24 protein-coding genes and 1 pseudogene are annotated in these 24,330 nt (G+C 43.8%); 4 read left to right on the forward strand and 21 right to left on the reverse strand.

Features of this window, described 5'->3' with window-relative positions; translation table 11 throughout:
* Positions 1-72 precede the first annotated feature (72 nt).
* Positions 73-2,202 carry an S-layer homology domain-containing protein gene (locus tag KYJ26_RS00120; RefSeq protein ID WP_219165350.1) on the reverse strand — a complete coding sequence of 710 codons (2,130 nt, stop codon included), beginning with the start codon at positions 2,200-2,202 and terminating at the stop codon, positions 73-75.
* A 381-nt stretch (positions 2,203-2,583) separates the two neighbouring features.
* Here KYJ26_RS00120 and KYJ26_RS00125 point away from each other — a divergent pair, with 381 nt between their 5' ends.
* Complete coding sequence (locus KYJ26_RS00125; protein WP_219165352.1) at positions 2,584-3,549, forward strand: glycosyltransferase family 4 protein; 966 nt, start codon at positions 2,584-2,586, stop codon at positions 3,547-3,549.
* Positions 3,550-3,631: 82 nt separating this feature from the next.
* Here KYJ26_RS00125 and KYJ26_RS00130 read toward each other — a convergent pair whose 3' ends face one another.
* Entirely contained in the window at positions 3,632-4,720 is a 1,089-nt protein-coding gene (locus KYJ26_RS00130) for a plasmid pRiA4b ORF-3 family protein (protein WP_219165354.1), read from the reverse strand.
* Between the two features lie 786 nt (positions 4,721-5,506).
* Between KYJ26_RS00130 and KYJ26_RS00135 the strand changes: the two genes are divergently transcribed.
* On the forward strand, positions 5,507-6,409 hold the full coding sequence (locus KYJ26_RS00135; protein WP_219165356.1) for a DUF2628 domain-containing protein: 903 nt from the start codon (positions 5,507-5,509) through the stop codon (positions 6,407-6,409).
* 128 nt (positions 6,410-6,537) lie between these two features.
* Here KYJ26_RS00135 and KYJ26_RS00140 read toward each other — a convergent pair whose 3' ends face one another.
* A complete protein-coding gene (locus KYJ26_RS00140) occupies positions 6,538-6,921 on the reverse strand; it encodes a DUF3139 domain-containing protein (RefSeq protein ID WP_219165357.1) in 384 nt (127 codons plus the stop codon).
* A 498-nt stretch (positions 6,922-7,419) separates the two neighbouring features.
* Here KYJ26_RS00140 and KYJ26_RS00145 point away from each other — a divergent pair.
* Positions 7,420-7,536: pseudogene (locus KYJ26_RS00145) on the forward strand (SDR family NAD(P)-dependent oxidoreductase); the annotation flags it as partial.
* A 123-nt stretch (positions 7,537-7,659) separates the two neighbouring features.
* Here the strand turns inward: KYJ26_RS00145 and KYJ26_RS00150 are convergent.
* Both KYJ26_RS00150 and KYJ26_RS00155 read right to left on the reverse strand, forming a co-directional pair.
* Positions 7,660-7,989 (reverse strand): hypothetical protein, encoded by a 330-nt coding sequence (locus KYJ26_RS00150; protein ID WP_219165358.1) that lies wholly within the window; start codon positions 7,987-7,989, stop codon positions 7,660-7,662.
* An 85-nt stretch (positions 7,990-8,074) separates the two neighbouring features.
* Positions 8,075-9,229, reverse strand: a complete 1,155-nt coding sequence (locus KYJ26_RS00155; protein ID WP_219165359.1) for an amidase domain-containing protein — start codon at positions 9,227-9,229, stop codon at positions 8,075-8,077.
* Positions 9,230-9,574: 345 nt separating this feature from the next.
* Between KYJ26_RS00155 and kduD the strand changes: the two genes are divergently transcribed.
* Positions 9,575-10,336, forward strand: coding sequence for a 2-dehydro-3-deoxy-D-gluconate 5-dehydrogenase KduD (gene kduD, locus KYJ26_RS00160; RefSeq protein WP_219165360.1), 762 nt, complete (start codon positions 9,575-9,577; stop codon positions 10,334-10,336).
* Positions 10,337-10,449: 113 nt separating this feature from the next.
* Here kduD and mdh read toward each other — a convergent pair whose 3' ends face one another.
* The 16 genes from mdh to KYJ26_RS00240 all read right to left on the reverse strand — a co-directional run bounded on the left by mdh (position 10,450) and on the right by KYJ26_RS00240 (position 24,265).
* On the reverse strand, positions 10,450-11,391 hold the full coding sequence (gene mdh, locus KYJ26_RS00165; protein ID WP_219165362.1) for a malate dehydrogenase: 942 nt from the start codon (positions 11,389-11,391) through the stop codon (positions 10,450-10,452).
* Between the two features lie 46 nt (positions 11,392-11,437).
* Positions 11,438-11,854, reverse strand: coding sequence for a BMC domain-containing protein (locus KYJ26_RS00170; protein ID WP_219165364.1), 417 nt, complete (start codon positions 11,852-11,854; stop codon positions 11,438-11,440).
* Entirely contained in the window at positions 11,851-12,138 is a 288-nt protein-coding gene (locus KYJ26_RS00175) for a EutN/CcmL family microcompartment protein (RefSeq protein WP_219165366.1), read from the reverse strand. Before KYJ26_RS00175 ends, KYJ26_RS00170 begins: the two co-directional genes overlap by 4 nt.
* A gap of 18 nt (positions 12,139-12,156) precedes the next feature.
* Entirely contained in the window at positions 12,157-12,810 is a 654-nt protein-coding gene (locus tag KYJ26_RS00180) for a hypothetical protein (protein ID WP_219165368.1), read from the reverse strand.
* The gene (pduL, locus tag KYJ26_RS00185) at positions 12,803-13,459 is read right to left on the reverse strand and encodes a phosphate propanoyltransferase (protein ID WP_219165370.1); all 657 of its coding nucleotides are present in this window, start codon (positions 13,457-13,459) and stop codon (positions 12,803-12,805) included. Before pduL ends, KYJ26_RS00180 begins: the two co-directional genes overlap by 8 nt.
* Positions 13,460-13,487: 28 nt before the next feature.
* Complete coding sequence (locus tag KYJ26_RS00190) at positions 13,488-13,781, reverse strand: BMC domain-containing protein (protein ID WP_219165372.1); 294 nt, start codon at positions 13,779-13,781, stop codon at positions 13,488-13,490.
* A gap of 16 nt (positions 13,782-13,797) precedes the next feature.
* The gene (locus KYJ26_RS00195; RefSeq protein WP_219165374.1) at positions 13,798-15,324 is read right to left on the reverse strand and encodes an acetaldehyde dehydrogenase (acetylating); all 1,527 of its coding nucleotides are present in this window, start codon (positions 15,322-15,324) and stop codon (positions 13,798-13,800) included.
* A gap of 33 nt (positions 15,325-15,357) precedes the next feature.
* Positions 15,358-16,011 (reverse strand): ethanolamine utilization microcompartment protein EutL, encoded by a 654-nt coding sequence (eutL, locus tag KYJ26_RS00200; protein WP_219165375.1) that lies wholly within the window; start codon positions 16,009-16,011, stop codon positions 15,358-15,360.
* Between the two features lie 12 nt (positions 16,012-16,023).
* Entirely contained in the window at positions 16,024-16,992 is a 969-nt protein-coding gene (gene eutC / locus KYJ26_RS00205; protein ID WP_219165376.1) for an ethanolamine ammonia-lyase subunit EutC, read from the reverse strand.
* 12 nt (positions 16,993-17,004) lie between these two features.
* Positions 17,005-18,375 carry an ethanolamine ammonia-lyase subunit EutB gene (locus tag KYJ26_RS00210; RefSeq protein ID WP_374939743.1) on the reverse strand — a complete coding sequence of 457 codons (1,371 nt, stop codon included), beginning with the start codon at positions 18,373-18,375 and terminating at the stop codon, positions 17,005-17,007.
* A gap of 10 nt (positions 18,376-18,385) precedes the next feature.
* Positions 18,386-19,831 (reverse strand): ethanolamine ammonia-lyase reactivating factor EutA, encoded by a 1,446-nt coding sequence (locus tag KYJ26_RS00215; protein ID WP_219165378.1) that lies wholly within the window; start codon positions 19,829-19,831, stop codon positions 18,386-18,388.
* Between the two features lie 145 nt (positions 19,832-19,976).
* A complete protein-coding gene (locus KYJ26_RS00220) occupies positions 19,977-20,477 on the reverse strand; it encodes a EutP/PduV family microcompartment system protein (protein ID WP_219165379.1) in 501 nt (166 codons plus the stop codon).
* Between the two features lie 14 nt (positions 20,478-20,491).
* Positions 20,492-20,833 carry an ethanolamine utilization microcompartment protein EutS gene (locus tag KYJ26_RS00225; RefSeq protein ID WP_308807534.1) on the reverse strand — a complete coding sequence of 114 codons (342 nt, stop codon included), beginning with the start codon at positions 20,831-20,833 and terminating at the stop codon, positions 20,492-20,494.
* 33 nt (positions 20,834-20,866) lie between these two features.
* Positions 20,867-22,129, reverse strand: coding sequence for an ethanolamine utilization protein EutH (eutH, locus tag KYJ26_RS00230; protein WP_219165381.1), 1,263 nt, complete (start codon positions 22,127-22,129; stop codon positions 20,867-20,869).
* Between the two features lie 136 nt (positions 22,130-22,265).
* Positions 22,266-22,838 carry an ANTAR domain-containing response regulator gene (locus KYJ26_RS00235; RefSeq protein WP_219165382.1) on the reverse strand — a complete coding sequence of 191 codons (573 nt, stop codon included), beginning with the start codon at positions 22,836-22,838 and terminating at the stop codon, positions 22,266-22,268.
* Complete coding sequence (locus KYJ26_RS00240) at positions 22,835-24,265, reverse strand: histidine kinase N-terminal domain-containing protein (protein WP_219165383.1); 1,431 nt, start codon at positions 24,263-24,265, stop codon at positions 22,835-22,837. Before KYJ26_RS00240 ends, KYJ26_RS00235 begins: the two co-directional genes overlap by 4 nt.
* Between the last annotated feature and the right edge of the window lie 65 nt (positions 24,266-24,330).

A 24,330-nucleotide genomic window follows, 5' to 3' on the forward strand; every position in this document is an offset into this window, starting at 1 on the left:
TATACAAAAGGAGACAAGGGGGTGTGGCCCTTCGTCTCCCTTCGGGACAGTGTGACTGCCCTCATGATCCGCTTATTTAATCGTTGACTTAAATTCATAGGTACCTTGTCCTGATTGGACCGTATAGACTACATAGACTCCGTTGGACGCTAACAGCCCTCCAAAGTTATAAGTGATCCCTAATGAAAACTTCTCGTAAGAGCCAATTTCTGTATTTATGCCTGCATTATTCAGCTCAGTTTCAGTATACTGGGATTTCCATGTGTCTCCTTCATAAACTTCAACTTTTTTAACGGTTACGTTGTTCGAGCTATAATTATAAAAGGACATGCTCAAGCCTTTAATGACATTGTTAATTTGACTAGTTCCGTGGCTAAACATAAGTTGTGGTCGGTCTGTGACTTCAATCACACTCTCAGCTGATTGACCATTTCCCAGTAGAACGGTAATAACGGCAGTACCCTCTGCGTGGGAAGTGACAAGTCCATTTTCATCCACAGCGGCAACGGTCGGATTATCAGAAGTCCAGGTCATATCTACCTTGTCGGAGACTTCCTCAGGTGTAACCGATGCAGTCAGCTGATATGTTTTATTCGTATTCATCGTCTTTTGGCTCGTGTTTAGGTTTACTTTTGCCGATTCGATTAACAAATCTTGAATCCGGGCCTCTGCCGCTTCAAGTTTGTTTAATCCTTCGATGGTCATGTTCTGATCAAGTTGTAATGCAGCGTTCACCTGTTCACGTGCTGCTTGTACCTCAGAGCGATCTTCTAATGTAATCGTATCCGGGAGAGCCGCTATACGTTCCTCTGCCTTGCGATCTGCTTTTAGTATTTCCACATCAGATTCCGCTTGTTTCAGGATATCGATTCCTTTAATATCTGCGTTTGCATCCACTTTTAATACTTCATTTACTTTAGCCCGGGCTGTTTCAATAGTATTTGCAGCATCCAACGTAACCGGACTCGGAATCAATTCGATTGCGCCCTCTGCTTCGTTTGTAAGTGCAATCAACTGAATGGTATGCTCGGCATTCTCCAACTTTTTAATGGATGGAATCACAGCTTCAGCTTCCATCCCATAAATCGAATCTACTTTTTCTCGCGCAGCTTCCACTTCTTGTTGATCATCCAGGGTGATGGTTTCAGGCAATGATCCAATGAGTTCTTCAGCATCCTTGATTGCGTAAAGAAGTTCGATGGTGTCTTCTGCTTTTTCAAGGGTTGCAAGGCCTTTGATCATATCTTCGCTGCCTCTTTGAAGCACTTCATCGACGAGCATCCGGGCTTCTTTGATCTTCTCTTCATCTTCCAGAGTAATCGTTTCTGGTAATGAGGCAATGATTTCATCTGCTTTTTGAGCATTCACGTCTTCAGGAGTCGCTTCAATGATGATTTTTAGAGATGTTTTTAATTCGGTTCCAAGAATTTCACCTTGAATAACATGCTCTCCAGGGGAACTGAAATCAACCATTTCCCAGCTCACCATTTTTTCTTCCAGGTTATTTCCCCGCATAAGAAGGTTGACTGTAGTCGGAAGGGTAACGTCCATATAGGTATGGGCATGGATATCTTCAGGCTGAATGACCTTCAACAATACTGGATCATACGGCGACTCTGATCGATAAACGAATAGAGCAAACTCACCACGTGTAATCTGCTGACTTGTTCCAAATAAGGTGTCTGTTTTCCCTTGAGTGATACTATTCGCAATAAGAGCTTTTACATATTCCATGTAACGGCTGTTAACATCCGTAAACGGCACATCCGCATCGCCATTAAGCTGATAAGCTCTGGCCATGATGATCGCCATTTCCCCACGGGTTAATGGATCCTCCGAACCGAAACTGGTTGCGGTTTTACCATTGATAATCCCATGTTTCTTAAGGATGTTTACCGCATGTTGTGCCCGTTTAGGGACATCTTTGAATCCGGCATCCGGTGCTTCCTCCCCGACCAAATCCAGTGCTCGGGCAATCATGACTGCTGCATCTGCACGCTTGATTTGTTGAGTTATGCCAAAGCTTGATTCAGAAAGACCATTTGTAATGTTCTCCTTGACTAAATAATCGACAGCGAGTTCATACCTCACTGATACATCTTTAAATGTAAAGGCCGAGGCAGTCGTTGCTGTTGCAGAGATCACTGCGGTTGCTGCAGCTGCTGCAAGGACCTTACGAATTCTTGTTGAATAATGACCCAATTTCAAAACTCCTTTTATGTAATGTTCTAGATGTGAGATTAGTAGTTTCTATATAATTTTCTTGAACAATAATAATTTTACTAATCTGGTACGAAACACCATGGGTAATTTTATCATAAAAACAGGAGGAAATTACCGCATTGTTATTGGTAATTTCCTCCTGTTTGACTGGGATGGGAGGGGAAGCATGGGGACGGTTCTTCTGCTTCAAAAATACAACGTTGTTTATTAAAATGAAGCAAGAGAACCGTCCCCTCGCTTCTACAAAAATATATTTTGACAAATTGTAGAAAAACCTCACTCTATGTAATATACTGAATAAAAATGACTCATTGAGGAGTTTACTAGGATTCCTATTCTTACAAAGGAGCACCCATTTAAATGATCACATTATCCTTGATAATCGTCGTCTTAACATCTCTCATTACGTACATAGGGGTCAAGTTCATTATCCCCTTCGCCATCAAGATCAATTTCGTCGATAACCCCAACAATCGAAAAGTACATAAGAAACCTCTTCCGATGCTTGCAGGGGCCGTGTTTACTGTCGTTACCCTCATCGGCATTCTGGTATTAAAGTGGTTCGATTATTTACCAACGAATCTGACCATCGCCTTACTACTGGCGGTCGTGATGCTAAGCACCATCGGATTCATCGACGACTACTATAAAACAAAATCTAAAGAATTCTCTCCGTTCCCAAGGCTGCTGGTCCAGATCATCGCTGCGTTCCTGATCGTCCAATTCGGGGACTACGTATCGCAGATCGATATTCCTGTAGTAGGCTATATGGAGCTTTCACCTGTACTTGGTAAGCTGTTCACCATGGTATGGATTATCTTCATCATCAATGTCATCAATTTCATGGATGGGCTGGACGGATTGGCAGGAGGAATGGCCGGGATCTTCGCATTCACGTTCCTGATCACGTCTTTCTTAATGAACCAACCGGTTTCCGCACTCCTATCCGCACTCATGTTAGGGGTGGCGATAGGCTACCTGCCTCATAACTTTTTCCCTGCGAAAATCATTATGGGAGATACGGGGTCTACATTATTTGGATTCATGATTGGAGCCATTTCCATTATCGGGGCCATGAAGACTATCACGGTCATCACCATCAACATTCCTTTGTTAATATTGGCGATACCGATCTTTGATACGCTATTTGTTTTCTTGAAAAGAATCCAACAGGGCCGGTCGATCTTTCATGCGGACAAGCTCCATTTGCATCACCGACTGCTGAGCTACGGATTGTCGCAAGTTCAGGCCGTGATGATTATCTATTTGTTGTGTATTACAACCAGTGCTTCTGCTATTTTCATTTTAATGTCTATTCATTTTTAAAAGCCGGAGATATACGAAAGACGAGGGAAATCATCCCTCGTCTTTTTCGTTTTTGGGACAGTGTACCTGTCACTCTTTCCCGCTACAGCATCTTCAACCGCCAATTAATCTCTTTGATATTAAATTCCTCGTACCCCTGCATTTCTCCCCATTCTTTCATTTCCAAATGGTCAGGATGTGAGGAATCCTTAATGATGGATAGGAATTGATCATAGCCCGGTTCCGCGCCGACATCTTCAGGAGGAGCACTCCCTTCCCCGTCTACACAGATGGGGTAATTGACAGTGGCGTCGTCGAGGACTTGCTCCAGTTCGATGATATGCACCCAGTTATCTCCAAAGTCATAGGTATATTCGATTTTCCCCGATAGGAACGGTTTAACCTGATAGTCCGTTTCCATTTTCACCGGAACACCACCTTCATGAGTCAGGGCTTCTTCCTCACAGACCAATTCCAGGCTCCGCTTAAGAGATCCGTCTTCCCCTTTTTCATAGATGGTGAATTCATGGAGATGGCTGTCATGCCACGCGAAAGCGGTTTGCAGGACTTCATGCAACTCAGGAAACGTGAGGTTTGCCGGAATCCTGATCCTCCTCCAAACAGAATGACCGTCAAGGTCCAATGTCACCTTTAAAACAAACGCTTCCCTGTCGAAAACAGTCTGCCCGGACATTTTCTCCAAGTCCTTATACATTGCCTCATTCGGTTGAAAATAATCATTCTTCCCATCGCCGACCAGTGTCGAACTGATCCACTTACTCATCTTCACCTGAACAATCGCGTCGGGCTCCCAATAATCTTCAGCAAAATGAACGGCTTCACAGGCTTTATTTAACCTGGAAACGAGTTTTCGGTCCTTGGTTTTTGCAAACGTAAATCCAGAAGACGACTCCAGGTAGTCTTCAATGATCTCTTCTTTGATAGATTCAGCTCGAAACACTTCACGAATCGCTTTCACAATCAGCCCATCAATCTTTTTCTTATCCTTCGCTTTCAACCCATAAAGAACAATGGCGTAACGATTCTGATCATTCACAAGCACCGTGAACTTGTGCCTGCCAATCTTTAGAACATTGGCGTGCCATGCCAGTAATGGATTCCGTTCTTCCACCTCATTGACCGGTGCAACCTTCAGTTCTTCAAAAAGCTTCTTGGTACATTGGATCAGCATTGGAACCCTCCTTTTTTATTGATTTGAAGTACCTGTCGCCTCTGATGTCCTATCTACTAATTAAACACTTGTTTATCTATCTTATAAGCATAGTAGCAACAATTCACAGGGTTAATCAAACGCTTGTATAATTTATTGGTGAAAGCACTTGGATTTCCCAGTCATATAGAGTGACTGCAAACACGTATAATTTTAAATATTATGATAATAGAATTTCTGCATTTTTAAAAAGAAAACCTCTTAGTGAAGATAAAGAAAAAGGATTCTGTTTTCGATAAAGAAATGGTGGAATACCACAAGAAATAAAGGAGTTGAAGAATTGAGTTTTTTAAAGATAAGGAGTAAATGAGAGCATGTTCTGAATCTCATCCTATCATATTTAAAAAGGAAGCTTCGGATCTGACCCTTCGCTTACTAAAAGTCCTTTCTTCTATAAACTGTATTTGATGTCAGAGCTGACTCCAGGGAAGCAGGAGAACCGTCCCCCTGCCCTTTTCTAAGATATGATATCTTCCTATTGTTTACAATATTCATTATATCAGTAACAGCTACTTCAGCTACACAATTCATCATAAGAACCAAGGGACTCTGTTCCCTGACAAACCCTCAGTGTTATAAAAGTCAAGTCATGAGACGAATAGGTCCCCCCCTCATCTCTATCACTACCGGGATAGTGTACCTGTCCCCCTGTCCCATTTAGAGAAAACGTCTTCTACTCCGCCAAGATATCTGTTTAAATAAATAATAGGCATATCGTAATGCTATTTTGGTAGAAGAGGTGGTTTTTTGTATTGTGATAAATGTGGGAGTCCTTTAGGAGAAGATGCTTCCATTTGTTCAAAATGTGGAAAAGAATTAAACAAAGATCATTCAGCGAATAAGGAAATGGATGATATAGATACAGCGAGGGCTATCGATCTTGAAGAAGAATTAAGAATATCATTTGTACATAAGAATGTGGATTACTATCAGCAAAAATGGGATAAGATGAAACAGCTTAATAAGACTATCAGTTGGAATTGGGTGACCTTTTTCTTTGCACCTTTTTGGTTTGGCTATAGAAAAATGTACGTTCATGTAGCAGGAATTGCCCTTGTCTATTTCCTTATGGATTTAGTTTTATTTTTAATGGATGATATGATTTCCCTTAATTCCGGGGTGAATTTCTTCACAATCCCTTTTGCAACTGTTTTGGGTTTATATGGAAATGATCTTTATTTAAAACATACAAATAGATTTATCGATAAAGCTAATATTCATCTAACGAATCATGAACAAAAGATGACCTGGTTAAAAAGGAAAGGTGGCACTAGTTGGTTAGGTGTTTTTATCGCTGCAGCCATTTTAATCATCTATACCATCATCTCAATGATTGTTTTCCCAACGAATACTGATCAAATTTCGTATGTGAAGGATGGAGCATTTTATGACTATCCATCACAAACCATTGGTGAAGGTTTTGAACATTACTTTGATGAACGAGAGTGGGAATATATCTCTAATGACAACCCAAATGATGTTGTTCGTTTTTCAGGATTAGTCACTTTAGACTCAGAAGACATTCCCGTAACGATGGATTTCCTTTTAACGGATGACTCCTTTGAGATCAATACTGTAACGATTGATGAAGAATTGATTTCTGATGAAGAGATTAATAAGTTCATTGATACCATTTTTACTGAAGAGTAAATCATATTTATTTTGTTAAAAACATCTATTTTAGATGGATGTTTTTTAATTAGGCGAGGTAAAGACGGTGATGGATGTAATTGTCTATTACTTCTTTCCATCAATTATTATATACCCTCATGAACAACCTACCGTTGAACAACATCTTTTACTTTATCTCTATAAAAGTAAACATCATACAAAGGGTATTTCGCTTGTTTATGGGCTAAATCCAGGGACATATTGTGATACATAGCCCAAACCCTGACTTTATTTTCCGATCTGGTATATTCATAGTCGTAGGTGATTTCAGGATCATCACTAAATACAACTCTTTGATACCAGCACCCTCTTTTATAATCATACACATCTACAAGTACGTTTCTACCTTCAGACGCTTCTTGCAACTCCATTACTTGTTTTATTCTTTCATTAGCCCTGTTTTTATAATCAGCTGAATTAAACTTAAGTCCACCCCAGAAAAGTAAAATGATTAAACCTATAGTGCCTAACGTCCTCAAAATCCTTTTCATTTTCCACCCGCCTTTATAGTGTAATTTTACACTATAAGTGTAAAGCATATGTTGTATAAATACAACTGATATTTTCCGAGAAGCAAGGGGACGGTTCTTCTGCTTCCTCCAATATACCTTTGGAAGCAAACAAAACCGAACCTCTTCACCGTTGAAAAGAAGATGCCCTTTGAACGATATTTGTTCAAAGGGCATCTTTTTATATTTCTATTAATGGTAGAAATTAGTCTCTCATATAAAGGATGTTTTTATGCTTCGACAACCACAATACCAGCAGAACCAGGACCAAAGTAAATGAGACGGCGAATTCAGCTTTCAACATCAGTATCACTTCTAGTTTTTTCTTTATTAAAAGAGCCAATCAAAGACTTCCGGATATCAAATTCAAATCCTCTTGCACTGTTCCTACTTCCCTCTTATGGAAGCAAGAGAACCGTCCCCCTGCTCCCCTTTCCATCAATTATTATATCCCCTCGTGAACAACCAACCGTTGGGAATAAACTGACCCAGCCTGAGCAGCTGGCTAATGCGGTTTATCTTCTTTCATTGGAGGAAGCGGATGCGATTAATGGTAGTGTCGTGATGGCGGATGAGGGGTATGCTTCGTTTAAATAATGAGTGGGACATAGGGACATGCACCTTGTCCCTCTTCCCAATCAAAGATATTAGATATAATCACCCAATCAGTTCTCACCCAATATAAAAGAAAAAGAAATGGATTTCAACAAAGAAATGGACTCATGGTCCCGTGCCACAACTAACTTCATAATGATTCTCACCAGTTTCTTTGGCATAGCATGTAGAAGGACTCATACCCGTTTCACTCTTCCATGCGTTCCAGATAACACTGAATCTTTCACCATACTGCTGATCTTTGTAATCATCATCCGAAATAAATGAGAAGAAACTTTGATAAGTATATCCCTCATTGTAAATATAATTTCTTATGGCACTTCGTGGTGAATCATCATTCCGGACTACTGGAGCAAGTAGTGGAAGAGATATAGCTAAGGTTAATATTGCAATAACTATGATAAGTACGCCTTTTTTCGAAAAGAACTTTTTCATATAACACCAACCTTTTATGGTTAATTATTCCACTTATAATATAACTGAAAGGCCAATGAAACACATTGGCCTTTCGTACTACTTATTACTTAATATCAGAAAGGTATCGAACTCCGCCTTCTACTGAAGTGAAGAATTCCCTTGTTACATTTAATCTGTTTGTCGAATGATAGCTTACCAAAATTTTAGGATTCGCAAATGCTGTAACGATGGCAGTATGATCCATCCAACCGTCTGGACTATTCAGAAAATATTTATTTCTATAGTCATAGTGATACACATCCCCTAGGAAAGCATGAGCATAATCGTCTGTCACTGTGCTCATTAAAATTCCACCTGATTGACGAATATAATCTCTAAATGCTCCTGCGTTGACCCACGCATCTGTATAAGCCTTCCATTCTGTGAAGTTAGGCATTCCACCAGCCTTTATGGATTGAGAAACAAAGTTTGTACAATCTTCACCACTATAATATTTATAGCTGGCTGTATTTGGACTCAAAGCATATTTTCTAGCATATGCGGCTGCATCAGTACCATAATAACTGTATGAAGCTGCAGCTAACGCAGGACTACTTTGAAGTTCCATCTTTAGATCTTCCTTATTGTTGACCATTGAAATGGGTTCTTTATCTACTTCTTGTTGGTATCTTTCTAAAAATGTGTCTAAAGTTAATGTATTATCTTTATTTTTTGCTTCTGCAGTACTGGAAGTTAATTGTATAGCCTCTGGAGATTCCGCAATATTCTGAATACTCTTTTCACTCATTTTACTCGTTTTATTTAATTGTGATGGAGTAACCTTAATTTCTAACTTAATATCATCTCCAAGTTGCGTTAATACATCCTGTCCTTCAAATTTGAAGCTTCTAATAACATATGCTTCAACATAAGATTTTCCCTGTTCATCTGTATATACATCAAAATTTTGAATGTCATAAGTGAACTCTTGTAGTTTGCGCTTATCCACTTCAGTAGTACCATAATATATTAATACAGCTTCATCAGTTTCTGTCAGCTTTGATACCTCTGAATTTTGAAGAGGAGAACTTCCTTCAAAATCCTTCTTTTGCTGTTTAAGCATTTTGTTTAAAGCTTTCTCACCAATTTTTTGTAAGTTTTCTAGATTGTCTGCTTTCTCTACTGGCTGACTGATTGATGTGGACGCCATAGAAATAGACGGAATCCCTGTAACGATTAGTGGAACTGATAGAACTAACCCCGCTATAAACTTTTTCATTTAAAAACTCCTTTTTGTCATTTTTTGTTAACGTTAACAACATTTACATCTTATCACAAAATATTACAAATAAAATATTCTTCTAGTTATATTTTACTAAGTAAAAAGTTTCATATATGTAGATACTATTGTTACTTAAAAATATCTTCTAAATCCCCTATAGGTTTAGCTCAATCCAAGTAAGATTGGCACTTTCTTTCGCAATTGTTAGCTATTTCTTGTTACAATACCAAAAAGGTGCTCTTAATAGAGATGTATTTCATGAAAGTTCTGCTATTTTCACTCACACCGATCACATTCATTTCCGATTTAACAGAATAAAAAATGTAAAAAGGAGAGATACACATGGCCAAGAACTTATTTGATTTAACTGGAAAAGTTGCAGCCATCACGGGAGCAACGCGTGGGATTGGACGTTCAATGGTATTGGCACTGGCAGAAGCCGGAGCAGATATTGCCCTACTTCAAAGGAATCCGGAGCATACTGAAGTGAAGGAAGAAATCGAACAGCTTGGAAGAAAATGCTCCATTGTTTCTTGTGACCTTGAAAAGGTAGAAGAAGTCAAAGCAGCCATTCCCAATGTGATTTCAACATTTGGAAAGATTGATATTTTAGTAAACAATGCAGGTATTCAACGCCGGTCGCCTTCTGTTGATTTTCCTGAATCCGACTGGGATGATGTTATGAATATTAACCTTAAAGTGGTTTGGTTATTATGTCAGGAGGCAGGGCGTCACATGGTTGCACAAGGAAAAGGCAAGATCATCAACACCGCTTCCCTCCTTTCCTACCAAGGTGGACTAACCGTTCCAGCGTATGCAGCAGCAAAAGGCGGTGTGGCACAACTCACGAAAGCACTTTCGAATGAATGGGCAAAAGATGGCGTCAACGTAAACGCCATCGTCCCTGGCTATATTGCTACAGACATGAATACCGCCTTACTAGACGACCCCGTCAGAAATAAACAAATTCTTGATCGCATTCCAGCCGATCGATGGGGAGAACCGGACGATTTCAAAGGAACCGTCATCTATTTAGCTTCAGACGCCTCCAACTATGTACATGGTCATTTAGTAGCCGTTGATGGGGGATGGCTTGGGAGATAACTGGGACAGAGGGACAGGTTCCTTGTCCCAGAAACACAAAAGAGACGAGGAGGTAAATTCCCCCTCGTCTCTTTTCATTTTTGGGACAGGGTACCTGTCCCCTCGTCCCACCACTAAACCTTCAGCATCCCCAACACCTTCTCAACCGACTGAACTGACTTATCCAAGTAGGATTTCTCCTCGCTTGTCAGCGAAATCTCGATGACGCTTTCAATTCCATTTCCGCCTAATACGGTAGGGACTCCTAAGTAGACGTTCGTATAGCCGTACTCTCCTTCCAGGTAGGCGATGGAAGGTAGGATTCTCTTTTTATCCATTAAGATGGCTTCGGCCATTTGAACCATTGAGGCTGCGGGGGCGTAATAGGCACTTCCCTGGCCAAGGAGGTTGACGATCTCCCCCCCTCCTTTTCGTGTTCTTTCAACGATGGCATCGATTCTTTCTTGTGGAAGGATTTTTTCGAGTGGAATGCCTCCTGCATAGGAATAGCGCACAAGTGGGACCATATCATCTCCGTGTCCACCGAGGACAAATCCTGTGACATCCTCGACGGAGACATTTAACTCCTGTGCGACAAAGGTATTGAATCGTGCTGTATCAAGGACGCCTGATTGTCCGATGACCCGGTTTTTGGGGAATCCGGTGGTTTTATAGCAGACATATGTCATGGCATCGACCGGATTGCTCAAGACGATGATATAGCTGTTCGGGGCGTATTTCTTTACGTTTTCAGAGACATCCGTCATGATTTTTTCATTGGTGGCAACCAGGTCGTCCCGGCTCATGCCCGGTTTTCTGGGCAATCCCGCTGTAATGAGGACGAGGTCGGCATCTTGAATGTCTTCATAGCTGGATGTACCTGAAATCTTGGCATTAAAGCGCTGTACAGGACCCGCTTCGAGCATATCCAGGGCTTTGCCTTTGGTCGGATTGGTTTGCGAAGGAATATCAACGATGACGATATCTCCAAGGTCTTTTTGAGCGAGCATCAGCGCTGCGGTGGTACCTGTGAATCCAGCTCCGATGACGACAATCTTTCTCCTTTTAAATGACATGCTTCTTTCCTCCGTTCTCTATCATCCTTGATTTTCTTCACCGTTACTACTTCGGTGATGGATTTTCACTATTGCTTTCTGCTTTTTTCGGATCGGCTTTTGAAGGTTGCCGAACTTCCTCCTTTTTCTTAGAAGGTCTTTTCCCTTTAGGCTGCGGACCCTTCTTATCAGGCTTTACCTCAGGTAATGTCTTATCTTTCAAAAGAACATTCCCAATCTCTTCATCCGGATGAGGAATAACCAATGCGGATACGAGTTCTCCAACCCGTTTGGCAGCTTCTTTCCCCGCATCGACGGCTGCCTGCACGGCACTGACATCTCCCTGGACCAAAACGGTCACGAGGGCGGCATCCACTTTTTCCTGTTTGACCAGCGTGACATCGGCTGATTTCAACATGGCGTCCGCCGCTTCAATGGAACCGATCAGTCCTCTTGTTTCAATTAATCCCAATGATCTGCTCATCGTTCTTCACCTCTTTCCTTTTCCACATCAATCGAGTCAATGATTCCTATAATGAGGGCATCGATGGGCAAATTAGGGTCCATGGACATATTGGCCGCTGCACTTCCCCGGGTTACCAGTACTTGATCCCCGACGCCTGCCCCGATCCGGTCCACAGCAACGAAGGGCACTTCCTTCGACTGGCCATCCGGGAGTTCAGGCTGAACGACGAGGAATTTCAAACCTTTCAGATCATCCTCTTTCCTTGTCGCCCATACGTTGCCAATTACCATCCCTAATTGCATGATCTTCTCTCCCCTTCTTTAGTCCATCACCTTGATCCTCTTCCCTAAATCCCTTGCTGTATCACGTGCCAGCGGGGTGATGATCGTCTGTTGATCGACTTTGATTTCATCTTCCTGATGATCTTGAACATCTCTTTGTGTGAGTAGTGGTTTCTTAGGCACAGACGCCGTCAATTCCTGTTTTCCATCTTCCCTCTTGTGATCGATGAAGGTACTCCATTCTTCTACCTTAACTCCAAATTTCAGCAACAGCTTTTTGTAGGAGAGTAACTGCTGAATATAGTCCGAGTCCTGTCTGCTGTGATCAAACAGAAACTGGCTAATATATTTCTTCGGAATGAGCGTGACGGGGACATACTCCAGGATACATCGTGACAGGAGTTCACTTTCGGGCGTATCCCCTATACCGAGTGCCCCTTTCACGAACAAATCCTGTGTTGCCTCTAAAAATACAACTCTCTCAGCTGTATGGAGTTCTGCGTGTTCAAGAGAGTCGCAGAATAATAGGTTCCACGATGATTCCATTTTCACTAATTGCTCTGGCTCTAAGCTTGCCGTATCCCCTATCACAAGGAGGTTGGGCTTTGATATATAAGTCGGCTGGATCTCTTGAGTATGGAGCTTCTTCAACACCTCTATGACGATTTGTTCAACTAATTCACGATCAATCATAGAATCTCCCCGTTTTCACCAGTGTCCCTTTCGTTTGCCCTGTGATTAAACCGGCATTTGCTTCGTCCGTATCGACATGCATTTCAAGCCTGTACCTGGAAGAGACACGAATCAGCACCTTGGCCAATGTAATAGGACGTTCGCCATCCACCTTTACTTCCACATATTCTCCGTTTTCCACTCCAAATCTCTGAGCGTCTTCCGGTGTCATGTGAATATGCGTCTGGGCAATGATCAGTCCCTCTTTCTTATAGAGACTTCCTTTTGGACCTACGAGCGTGATAGGAGCCGAGCCTTTTATGTCACCGGATTCCCGAAGAGGGGACTTAACCCCCAGTTTAATCGAATCGGTCCGGCTCACTTCTACTTGGGTCATGGTACGTGCAGGACCAAGAATACGCACTTTTTCAAGGCTTCCTCTTGGTCCGGCAATGGTGATTGATTCGTTTGCAGCGAATTGACCGGGTTGGGACAGATCGGCCTTCTTCGTCAGCTTATAGCCTTCTCCAAAGAGAGCTTCCAGGTCTGACTGACTTACATGGCAATGCCGAGCAGAAACCGCCATTGGAACAGAGTCCTTCTTTTCTGTTTCCTGAGATAATCGGGACATGACTTCTTCCACTATCGTTTGAATGGCTTGATTATTCATGTTTCATACTCCTCACTGTTTGACCGATTTAAACTTCAACCGCTTGCTTCGGCAGGATGCTTTCTAATTCGTTATGTGGGCGTGGGATTACGTGAACACTCATGATTTCGCCTACACGCTGTGCGGCTGCAGATCCTGCATCAGTTGCCGCTTTGACTGCACCAACATCCCCTCTTACTAATACTGTTACGATTCCGCCACCAACATGGACTTTTCCGACTAAATGTACATTTGCAGCCTTTACCATGGCGTCTGCTGCCTCAACGGATGCTACCAATCCTTTTGTCTCGATCATTCCTAGTGCCGTAAGTTCTCTACTCATTTTTCATTCCTCCAATTTAATGTAATTGATATTGTTTAATGACTTGATTCACCATTTCAGTAATCTTCTCAGGGTTCATCTCATTTTGAGGTACCTGCTTTAACACCTGTTCTACAATCTCTTCTACCTCTTGATTCTCTTTCGCATCTTTTGCCTTAGCCGGAACAGATGGAGATGCTTTCGGGATGGAAGGCTCCTTGATCCCATAAGCCATTCTTTTAATATTGATAAGATGACGGGCAGATACATTATCGGAGGTGATATTGCCACCGAAAGATCCGCATCCGAGCGTCAGGGAAGGCTTCAAGCCTGTTGTAGCCCCTACTGCACCTATGGATGACAAAGTATTGACCATCATCCGGGATACAGGCATCTCAATGGCCATTTCCTTCGCCACATCATCATTGCTCGTATGGAGGGATAAACTGTGACCCCTTCCACCTAAATTAAGTAGCTTTAAGCAATACTCCTTCGCTTCCTGGTAACTGTCTGCAGTATATAAGGCAAAAATCGGTGACAGTTTTTCAATGGAAAAAGGAATATGCTTTCCAATTCGGGTTTCTTCTGCGATTAATACTCTCGTGTCTTCCGGCACCGTGATCCCGGCCATCCCTGCGATTTTCACCGCATGCTGACCGACAATATGAGGATTTAATTTACCGGGTGCAGGGGAGATGATCTTCTCCATTACAGCCTTCTCCTCTTCATTGAGAATGTATCCCCCGTTATTCCGGAGCTCCCGCATCACCATTTGTTGAATATTTCGGTCGACCACGATGGCCTGCTCCGTCGCACAGATCGTTCCATTGTCGAAGGATTTGCTGTCTACAATCATGGACACAGCCTGACTTACTTTCGCTGACTTTTCGATATACACCGGAACATTTCCCGGTCCGACTCCATAGGCAGGCTTGCCGGAACTATAAGCTGCCCTGACCAAGCCGCCGCCACCCGTTGCCAGGATGACATCGATATCACGGTGCTTGATCAGCTCATTGGTCGCTGCCATGGACGGCTTTGAAATCCAGCCGACCAAGCCCTCAGGAGCCCCCGCTTGTATAGCGGCCTCATGGCATATTTTTAATGCTTCCACGGTACAGTTCACCGCCCGGGGATGGGGACTGACAACAATGGCGTTTCTCGTTTTTAACGAAATCAAGGTTTTGAAGATGGCTGTTGAAGTAGGATTGGTAGTCGGGATGATGCCTGCCACCACTCCGAATGGATAGGCAATTTCCGTTACTTTCTTTACCCGATCCTCACCTATGATCCCGACGGTCTTTTCATCCTTGATCGATTCATAGACGTCCCTGGATCCGACTTCATTTTTGATTTTCTTGTGTTCCACTAATCCCATGCCAGTCTCTTCTACAGCCATTCGAGCGAGCTCAAGTGATTTTGCGTAAGCGGCTTCTGCCACCTGCTTCACAATGTCATCTACTTGTTCCTGACTAAAGGACAAGTATTTCTGTTGCGCCTCTTTTGCCCGACTGACAGCATCCCTCATTTCCTGGATGGACTGGAGATCTTTATCAAGTTGCACGTTACCACTCTCCTTTCCTGTTCTTAGTGGTGATTAATATCTGGTTGGATTGTGTCTGATGTCTGTGATAGCTTCACGAAAGGCATCTGCCGCAGCCTGACAAGCCGACTGTGATCCTGTCAGGAGACCTCCTCCAAAGTTTGTCTCGGATGGAGGACCGAAGAATTTCACCAGTTCCACATCTGCAGCCTTTAACGCAGCATCCAGGCCATATACCGCTTCCAGCGGCGGGGCGATCAGATAAGCCAGAGGCTCTCCCTGTTGAATTCCCGCTTCTTTGGAAAGATACGTCCCGGTCCGCGAGACGACATGGGCATAGATAGCATGACACTTCTCATCATCCAAGGCTTCAAAGAAAGCTCCTGACTCTGAAGTTTGGATCACTGCTTCCATACCGCTTTTCACTTCATCAGGTGATGGACCTGCCATGATCCCGATCATCTCTCCGGATAGCGGACCTGATGCGTGGGCCGCGCCTCCGTAGAAGGAACGGGCATACACCACTTCCACTTCAGCCCGCTTTGTCGCTTCATCTAAAGCCGTATATCCAATGTCATCGACGGTTGAGGTGAAGATGGCCAGGCTCCTGTGATGAGGCTCAAGTTTAAACTGTTTGGCTAATTCGTTATCTACATTCGGAATTATCCGAATGGCCAGGATATCCGCATGGATCCGTTCTAATGCCATAGTCGTCCCCTCCTATTCTTCCTTCTTCACAAGTGACACACCGCTTGCTTCATACTTTAATATCTTCTGAATGACGGTTCCGAGATAAGCGCCTGCTTCGACAGGCGGGATACCACCTCTATGAATGTTGGAGATCACCATGCGATCCGCTTCGATGGTTCCCTTTCTCGGTTCGTAGCATAAATAGGCACTTAACGATTCTGCGCTGACAAGACCCGGCCTTTCGCCAATCAATAAAACGACGACCTTAGGCTTCAGCATCTCCCCGACATCATCCATGACAGCCACCCGACCCTTTTCGATGTAAAAAGGGGTCCCCATATCAAGATCGAGACTGGTAAGAGACTGTTTTAATGAGAAATAGACATCCTCCACATTTTCTTCGATCGCACTTGAACTCAGGCCGTCTGAGACAACGATTTGAACGGTAGGGGATGGTTTGCACCGCTCTGAAATGGTTTGTTTCGCTTCTTCCGAAAGCTTTCTCCCGTAATCGGGTCTACGGATATAGATCTCTTTATCCTCAACCATGGTGTTCACTTTAAATAATTCCAGGCGGGATAAAAGCGAAGAAGTGACATCTCCATATACGGCATCCACAGCCGCTGCATGATCATAGCGAAATTTCAACCAGTTGTCCGTTTTGGGCCGTACACCTGCCCGCCCCACTCCGATACGTGCCGGCGTCTTATCCCTCAGTTCTTGTAATTCATCAGAGACGGTTTTTTCTTCCTTGTCAGTCTCCTTTTTCTCCACACTCATTCGAGGGGGATCCGTGTAGGGAGTGAATGTAATGAACTCTCCCTGATCTCCGAAAGGCGACTCCTCTGGTCTGCGCTGATACGTCTCTTTATTTCCAGTGCCCTCGGAAGTATGATCCCAAAACGTAACCGGGGACGCCGTTGTTTCTGCTGTCTGCTGCTGGCTTTGCATTTTCTCCATGACCAGTTTTGTTACTTTTTCGATAAGTTCTGGATTCACTTCCTTCAACTCCTATCGTGAAAAAATGGTCGGGTCTCCGGCAATTTTACTAAGCTTACCGTTTTCGAAGATTCCCATTTCCTCAAGCCATTCTTCAAATACGGGGGATGGACGCTTCTGCATCGTTTGTCTGATGGCGGCCACGTCATGATAACTGAGGGATTGATAGTTCAGCATGCAATCATCCCCCATCGGAGTAGCAATGACAAAGTTGACACCCGAAGCGGTCAAGAGGACACCCAGATCCTCAATATCATTTTGATCCGCTTTAATATGATTCGTGTAGCACACATCCACTCCCATTGGAATGCCGTGCATTTTCCCCATGAAATGATCCTCGAGTCCCGCCCTGATAACCTGCTTATTGTTGTAGAGGTACTCAGGGCCGATGAAGCCCACTACCGTGTTCACAATGAACGGGTCATAACATGCCGCAAACCCGTAGTTTCGTGATTCAAGGGTCATTTGATCAATGTCGAAGTGGGCTTCAGCCGATAGCTCGGAACCTTGACCCGTTTCAAAATATAATCGCTGCGGTCCGGTTCCTGTACCGAGTGCTCTTGCCATTTCATTCGCTTCTTCTAATAAGGAAGCGGTGATTCCAAAGGAACGGTTTGCCGCTTCTGTTCCTGCAATGCTTTGAAAGATCATGTCTGCCGGTGCCCCCTGTTCGATCGCCTTCATTTGCGCCGTCACATGGGCAAGGACGCAGTTTTGAGTAGGGATCCCCCAATCGTCCATGAAACTCTTGGTAGCATGAAGGAGACGTTTGACACTTTCAACTGAGTCATCCACAGGGTTGATGCCTATGACGGCATCCCCCATTCCGTAAGAGAGCCCTTCTTTAAGGGAGGCGATCATCCCGTCCACATTATCGGTCGGATGGTTTGGCTGCAGCCGGGAAGCGAGGGTTCCTTTATAACCGATCGTAATGTTACAGGTTGATAGGACTTCCATTTTATTCGCTGCATGGACAAGATCCAGATTCGACATGATCTTTGCCGCCGCCGCGATCATTTCACTGTTCAGTCCTCTACTGATTCTCTTTAAATCTCTTCCGGAAGTGGTGTCAGCGAGAATATACTCTCTCAACTCTGCCACGGACCAATTCTTAATCGATTCATAGACAGGCTTATTCACCTGATCCTCAATCATTCTGGATACTTCGTCTTGTTCCGGCGAAAGCAGGGGGTTCTCCCTGATATCTGAAAGAGTCAACTGACTCAATACTTCCTTCGCCGCGATGCGCTCCTGAACTGTTTCGGCAGCAATACCTGCCAGCCGGTCACCTGATTTTTCTTCGTTTGCTTTAGCAAATAATTCTTTCAAGGTTGAAAATGAATACACTGTTCCTGCGTATGTGGTTTTAAGCTTCACACCCATGCCTCCTTTCTCAATGATGGAAGGTTAATGTTTTGATGACGACCGGAACGACGCTTGTCTGCAAGAGGTGACCAATATCGATATAATCCCCGTGCTCTACATTGATTTGATCGATACAAAGGATCGTCTGTCCTGGATTCATGACCTTGAGTGTCTGTCCAAGAACTTTCGCATGGTCACTTTCAAGGACAATGACAAGCGGCTGATCAGGCTTGGGCTTGGTTTCAACAGCCGAGAGTAATGCTTTCGCCATCCTCTGGACATCCCGAAATCCCAGATACGGAATCTGAGTCAGATATAAGGTGAAATTGATCCCCTCTCTCTGCGAATCATACACCTCCACAGCTTTCTCAATCGCTTGGGGTATACGGCTTAGACCCTCTTCCAGATCGTATCCGAATGGGATTTGATAGACCGGTAGATTCCTCAAAGGAAGATCCCTGCTTTCGACATGGATGGTAGCTCCGCTGATTTCAGTCGTTTGCGTCCCGGCTCCAAGGACCGTTGCCCGGACCGTTTCTTCAGGATTCACCCACTTCCAACGGGACAGCTCTTTGTTTTCTCTAAGAGAGGCTGCGAGCATTTCTCCCAAGTCTTCATAGTGTGCTACTGAGGCTGATGAACTTTCATATCGATAGATACACTCGCTGATTCCACCGGAAAACATGATTTCATCTATACTTTCCGTCCAGTTCGGCTGATGTCCCAGTAAAAGGGGGAGATCGGAATCCAGCAACTCCCGATTGAGCATTCTCGCAATGACATCTGCCATAAGGGCTGTGATACCCTTTAATTCTGACGAAGGGGGTGTATCCCCTTCTCGGAAGGAGTACCCTAAGTGTTCCATGATTCTCCCAACCGGAGGGGAGATCCGTTGAATGCGATCTCCCTTAAATTCAATCAACCTTCCCCCTATATGAAGCGTGCAGGTTCCACATAGCCTTCCGGATTGATAAACAGCCACGTTCGCCGTGCCACCACCGATATCAATATTGGCAACGACCTTCCCCGTCTTCTTTGAATATTCGTATGCGCCGGATCCCTTGGCTGCAATGATTCCCTCTAAATCAGGGCCTGCAGTCGCCACAAGAAATTCGCCGGCATGATCGGATAAATGGTGGACCATTTCCTGTGCATTTTTCTTTGTTGCTGTCTCACCCGTGATGATCACGGCACCCGTCTTAATATCCCTTGGGCTGATACCCGCTTTTTGATATTCCTCATTCACTAATCGTTCTACTGCTCCTATATCGATGGTCGTGCTGGACTGAAGTGGAGTCCTGAAAATGGGGCTTCTGTAAACAATCTCTTTGTCTATGATTTCAATGCGGGGCATATGGGTCCCACCCGCCATATTCATAAGAGAAAATCGACTGATCACCATCTTGGTCGTACTGGTCCCGATATCGATCCCGGCACTCAGGATCACCTCTTTTTGAGGTTCGTAACGTTTCAAAGCATCCACCTCCCAGCTGACATATCCATAAAAAAAGACGCCCAACACAAACCGTCATGAAACATGACGATTGTATTGAGCGCCTTTGCCCGAATATCTTATTATAATTAGAATATAGTCTATTTTTAGAATTTTGTAAAGGTTTTCATATAAAGAATACGCTCTCTTTATCCAACGTCGACACATACTCTCTCATCTCATCCAGAGAATGACAGTTTACCAGATTACGAATTTCCTTCATGCCCTTTCCATCAAAAGATGACGTAAGCACGATCGGACCAGATGGAATCACCCGTTTCAATTGCCTCACAGCTTCTTCCACATCGGCCTCCCGATGATCACATTTCGTCACCACACCGATGGGAAGCTTATTGATACCGGTACTGAAATTAGGGGGGAAAATCGTCTTCTTCCTGGTCGCATCCTGTAAGTATAAAACATGAGTCACTTCCAATGAAGTTGCCATGATGTTTTTATAATAAAAAGGGTTTTCGGTATATTCTCCTGGAGTGTCGACGATCCAGTCGGAATAGCTCAGAGACTGTGTCTTTACGGCTGTTTGCTTTCTTCCCAGAAGAGCATTCGTCAAAGTCGATTTCCCAGCACCGATCGATCCGATCAGCATAGCCCGGTTTTTTCTCGTCATCCTTCATCCCCCCTTTATGATTTCGTGATTCGTGAAGGGGTGTACTGCAAGGTTTCTGATAAAAATCGATTGATTTCTTCCATAGCCATTTCAACGGAAGAAACACTTCCGACAATCACCAGACTCCCGGTAAAACGATCAAGAAACCCTATCTTCACGTCGGCTGCCTTCGTTGCCAAGTCTCCTGCGATGATGACCGTCTCACTTGGCGTCAGGGTCAGTATCCCCAACGCCCCCGCCTGCTGTATCCCTAAGTTCTCAAACATGCCTTCGTCAGGGTTGGCGATGACATGGCTTAATGTAACCTGCTTCCCCGGTACAAACTCCTGAATAAACCGCTTTTTCTCATCCATGATGATACCTACTCCCTCCGCTGTTGCAGCATGCTTTTACACTGCTTTCGCTTTATCCTCTTCATGCTCTTCTAGATATTCATCCTTCCCAATAATTCCGGCAGCACGATCTTTCTTCTCGAGCTCAAGGGCTTTCGGTACGGATAGCCAATAGGCAAGGCCAATTCCGATGATCCCTGCTGAGAATTTCCCGACAATGATCGGGAGGATGAGGGTTGGCTGAAAGTTGGCTGTAAAGGATAAGTGATCCCCGAGTAGAAAGGCCGAACAAACGGCAAAGGAAATATTGATGACTTTATCCTTTGGAGGCATCGTTTTGACCAGCTTGAACATAGCCAGAATGTTAGCAATGGTCGCGACGATTCCGGCACTCCCTTCTTTACTCAATCCCACTTTTCTTCCCATGGCTTCAAGTGGTCCACCAGCATATTTCTGCAGTAAATACACCATCGGGAAAGCACCTGCAAGCATAATCCCGATGTAACCTGCCGTCTCCAACGCACGGAATTGATCTTCTTGATCTGCCATAATCGGATGAAATCCCCAGCCCCCCAAAACGGTGGAAAAGACACCTGTGAAAATTTCAACGATTGAAAAGACAAGAACGAGTTTAATGGCGGCATCCATAATCCGTCCAAACCACATGAATCCATTGATCATTAAATCTGGAAGGAAGTAAAGTCCTACGGCAATCAAGATCACAAACAGAAGGAGCGGACTTAAATTCAGTAAAATCTGCCCGTACCCCAGCGCAAACTGGTATTTGGCTTCTCCTGAAGTTGAAATGAAATCCCGGACATATGAATTGGATAATAGAATGATTGTACTTGAAATAAGAGCACCAATCGGAATGGTCAATACGCCCGACATGACTCCAAGGGCCATATATTTATGATCGCGCTTATCGAGCATCGCAAGTCCCATTGGGATCGAGAACACAATAGTTGCCCCCGCCATGAAACCGACGATCATCGCCATGATCCACCCTTCCTGTGTCTCTTTTAACACTTCGGCTAATTGATAGCCCCCCATATCCGTCGCCAGGATGGCTGTCGCAGCAACGGCAGGATCAGCCCCGATGGATGCGAAGAATGGACCACATACCTTGTTAATGAACCATGAAAGATACGGAATCGAAGCCATGATTCCGGCAGCAGGTACGAAAATATGCCCAATCGCGTGCAGCCCTTCCATAAACTGTGCCCCGAGACCTTCATCACTATTACGAATCGCGGCGAATGCCCCCAATACAGCACATGTCATAATGATATAAATCACAATATTCCCGATCATTTCCATACAATTACCCCCTTGTTTGATCTCAACACTAGAGTCGAATTTTTTCTTAAAAAAGGCATAAAGGTGCCTAACGGTCATGAAAAGCACTAACCGCTTAAGCACCTTTGCCTGGTTTTATTCACTTGTATTGAAGTTACTAGTCTTTATATTTTAGGAGTACCTTTTTGGCTACGATTTCAAGAGATAGTTGCTTGTCCATGCTGATTTTTCTCATTTTATTGTAGGCCGTGTTTTCCGGCACATGAAATTTTTCCATGATAAGTCCTTTTGCCTTTTCTATCATTTTCCGACCTGTCAGTTCACCCTTCATATCTTCTACTTCTTGTCTGAATGCTTTCGCATTTTCCGCTTGCTGAAGGGCAATTTCAACGGCAGGAATCAGGCTTGATTCCTTCACCGGCTTCACCAGATACCCCATGATATTCGCCTGTTTCGCTTTATCGATGTATTCCCGCTGGCTGTAAGCCGTCAGGAGGAGGATGGGGATATTCGTGCGTTTTGAAATGATTTCACTTGCCTTCAGGCCGTTTAATTTCGGCATCTTGATGTCCATGACAATTAAATCCGGGTTGGTTGAGAATGCTTTTTCCACAGCGCTTTCTCCATCTCCGACCTGAGCAATGACCTCATAACCCGCATCCTCGAGCATCATGGACACATCCAGCCGTACAAGTGATTCATCTTCCACCACCATGATCCGTTTACTCATACAAGAGCCGCCTCCTCTTCTAACGGAAATCTCACCAGAGCCACAGTACCAGCGCTTTGAGCAGGTTCAATTAGGAATTCACCCGACAGATCATGCTCAATCATCATCTTGACAATATCCAATCCAAGTGAAGGCTTATACTCTGATGAAAGACCTTCGCCATTATCCATGACCCTGACCTCTAACTGGTCTTCAACGCGCATAAACACGACTTGAATCTCACCTTCCAGCATCCGTTTAAAGGCATGCTTCATGCAGTTTTGAATCAATTCATTCAGAACCAAAGCCACGGATACAGCCTTATTCGATTTAATCAGCAACTGAGGGCCGGTGTATGAGATGGTGATCCTCTTATGCCCCTCTGCTTCAGATACGAGCATATTCCCGATTTTCTCCATCAATTGATACAGATCGACCTCATCCACACTTGAAGTGGCCAAGATGATTTCATAAACCGACGCAATGCTCGAAATGCGATTAAGACTTTCAACAAAATATACCTTGCTTTCTTCCGGTAACCCTCTTCTCATTTGTAATCGCAATAAGCTCGCGACCGTCTGAAGATTATTTTTCACACGATGATGAATCTCCCGGATTGCGACCGACTTTACGATCAGCTCCCGTTCTTTTTCCCTAAGTTCCGTGATGTTTTTAAAAATAATGAAGGTTCCATTGGGCTTAATCGAACTGCCAAGCTGGATTTTCTTTACTTTAAAAACGTGTTGATAAAATTTGATTTCCTTTACAAGCAGCTCTTCAGGAGTATCAAGGATTTCTTTGATCTCCGGAAAGTAGTGAGTCAGGTAATCCCCCGGGAGACACTCTCCCATGCCCAAATTCTGAATCATACTCGCTGCTGCCGAATTGCTATACAAAATCTTGCTGTCACCTTCGATAAAGAATAATGACTCTTCGATCACTTCCGGTATAATAGGGTGACTCTCACTCGCACCAATCAAAATTTCGCTCAGTGCTTCTGTTGCTTCTGACAGAGCATCCAGCTTTTGTTGGCGCTGCAGCTGTTCGCTGATGTCCTTCTCCATAATCAACGTTCCGATAACGCTTTCATTTTCACCTTTTATCGGAACAACACTTTGCTCTACGGTCTTCCCTTCTTGTGTAATCGCCCGATTATGAAACACGTGCTGACCTGTTCTCAACGTATATAAAACAGAAGGCTCAAATGGTTCATAAACAAATTTCCCTGCAACAACATTCTTGTAAATCGCTTTGGATGTCGTCGGTGCAGCTTCTGCTACCACAATCGCCTGCGTTCCTTCCTTGGTCAGACAATCCACAAACACATGCGCTTTATTCAAGTCGGCCATTAAGGGAAGATTCATGGCTACTTCTTTAATTTTTCCTATCTCTTCTACGGATAGATCGGTATGAATACCGCATAAATATTCTACTGTGTTATGTTCCATTGACGAAAAACCCCTGTTCAGTACAGAAAATTCTGAATATAGAACATTATATTTCTCCTTTTAAA

Origin of the sequence: Rossellomorea orangium (genome assembly GCF_019334305.1) — a bacterium.
Classification (GTDB): Bacteria; Bacillota; Bacilli; order Bacillales; family Bacillaceae_B; genus Rossellomorea.

What these genes read in the sequence shown, in the direction of transcription:
- KYJ26_RS00125 (WP_219165352.1), top strand. Translation starts at nt 2,584, where the DNA reads ATGATCACATTATCCTTGATAATCGTCGTCTTAACATCTCTCATTACG.
- KYJ26_RS00130 (WP_219165354.1), bottom strand. Translation starts at nt 4,720, where the DNA reads ATGCTGATCCAATGTACCAAGAAGCTTTTTGAAGAACTGAAGGTTGCA.
- KYJ26_RS00140 (WP_219165357.1), bottom strand. Translation starts at nt 6,921, where the DNA reads ATGAAAAGGATTTTGAGGACGTTAGGCACTATAGGTTTAATCATTTTA.
- KYJ26_RS00150 (WP_219165358.1), bottom strand. Translation starts at nt 7,989, where the DNA reads ATGAAAAAGTTCTTTTCGAAAAAAGGCGTACTTATCATAGTTATTGCA.
- KYJ26_RS00155 (WP_219165359.1), bottom strand. Translation starts at nt 9,229, where the DNA reads ATGAAAAAGTTTATAGCGGGGTTAGTTCTATCAGTTCCACTAATCGTT.
- kduD (WP_219165360.1), top strand. Translation starts at nt 9,575, where the DNA reads ATGGCCAAGAACTTATTTGATTTAACTGGAAAAGTTGCAGCCATCACG.
- mdh (WP_219165362.1), bottom strand. Translation starts at nt 11,391, where the DNA reads ATGTCATTTAAAAGGAGAAAGATTGTCGTCATCGGAGCTGGATTCACA.
- KYJ26_RS00170 (WP_219165364.1), bottom strand. Translation starts at nt 11,854, where the DNA reads ATGAGCAGATCATTGGGATTAATTGAAACAAGAGGACTGATCGGTTCC.
- KYJ26_RS00175 (WP_219165366.1), bottom strand. Translation starts at nt 12,138, where the DNA reads ATGCAATTAGGGATGGTAATTGGCAACGTATGGGCGACAAGGAAAGAG.
- KYJ26_RS00180 (WP_219165368.1), bottom strand. Translation starts at nt 12,810, where the DNA reads ATGATTGATCGTGAATTAGTTGAACAAATCGTCATAGAGGTGTTGAAG.
- pduL (WP_219165370.1), bottom strand. Translation starts at nt 13,459, where the DNA reads ATGAATAATCAAGCCATTCAAACGATAGTGGAAGAAGTCATGTCCCGA.
- KYJ26_RS00190 (WP_219165372.1), bottom strand. Translation starts at nt 13,781, where the DNA reads ATGAGTAGAGAACTTACGGCACTAGGAATGATCGAGACAAAAGGATTG.
- eutL (WP_219165375.1), bottom strand. Translation starts at nt 16,011, where the DNA reads ATGGCATTAGAACGGATCCATGCGGATATCCTGGCCATTCGGATAATT.
- KYJ26_RS00210 (WP_374939743.1), bottom strand. Translation starts at nt 18,375, where the DNA reads ATGGGTGTGAAGCTTAAAACCACATACGCAGGAACAGTGTATTCATTT.
- KYJ26_RS00220 (WP_219165379.1), bottom strand. Translation starts at nt 20,477, where the DNA reads ATGACGAGAAAAAACCGGGCTATGCTGATCGGATCGATCGGTGCTGGG.
- eutH (WP_219165381.1), bottom strand. Translation starts at nt 22,129, where the DNA reads ATGGAAATGATCGGGAATATTGTGATTTATATCATTATGACATGTGCT.
- KYJ26_RS00235 (WP_219165382.1), bottom strand. Translation starts at nt 22,838, where the DNA reads ATGAGTAAACGGATCATGGTGGTGGAAGATGAATCACTTGTACGGCTG.
- KYJ26_RS00240 (WP_219165383.1), bottom strand. Translation starts at nt 24,265, where the DNA reads ATGGAACATAACACAGTAGAATATTTATGCGGTATTCATACCGATCTA.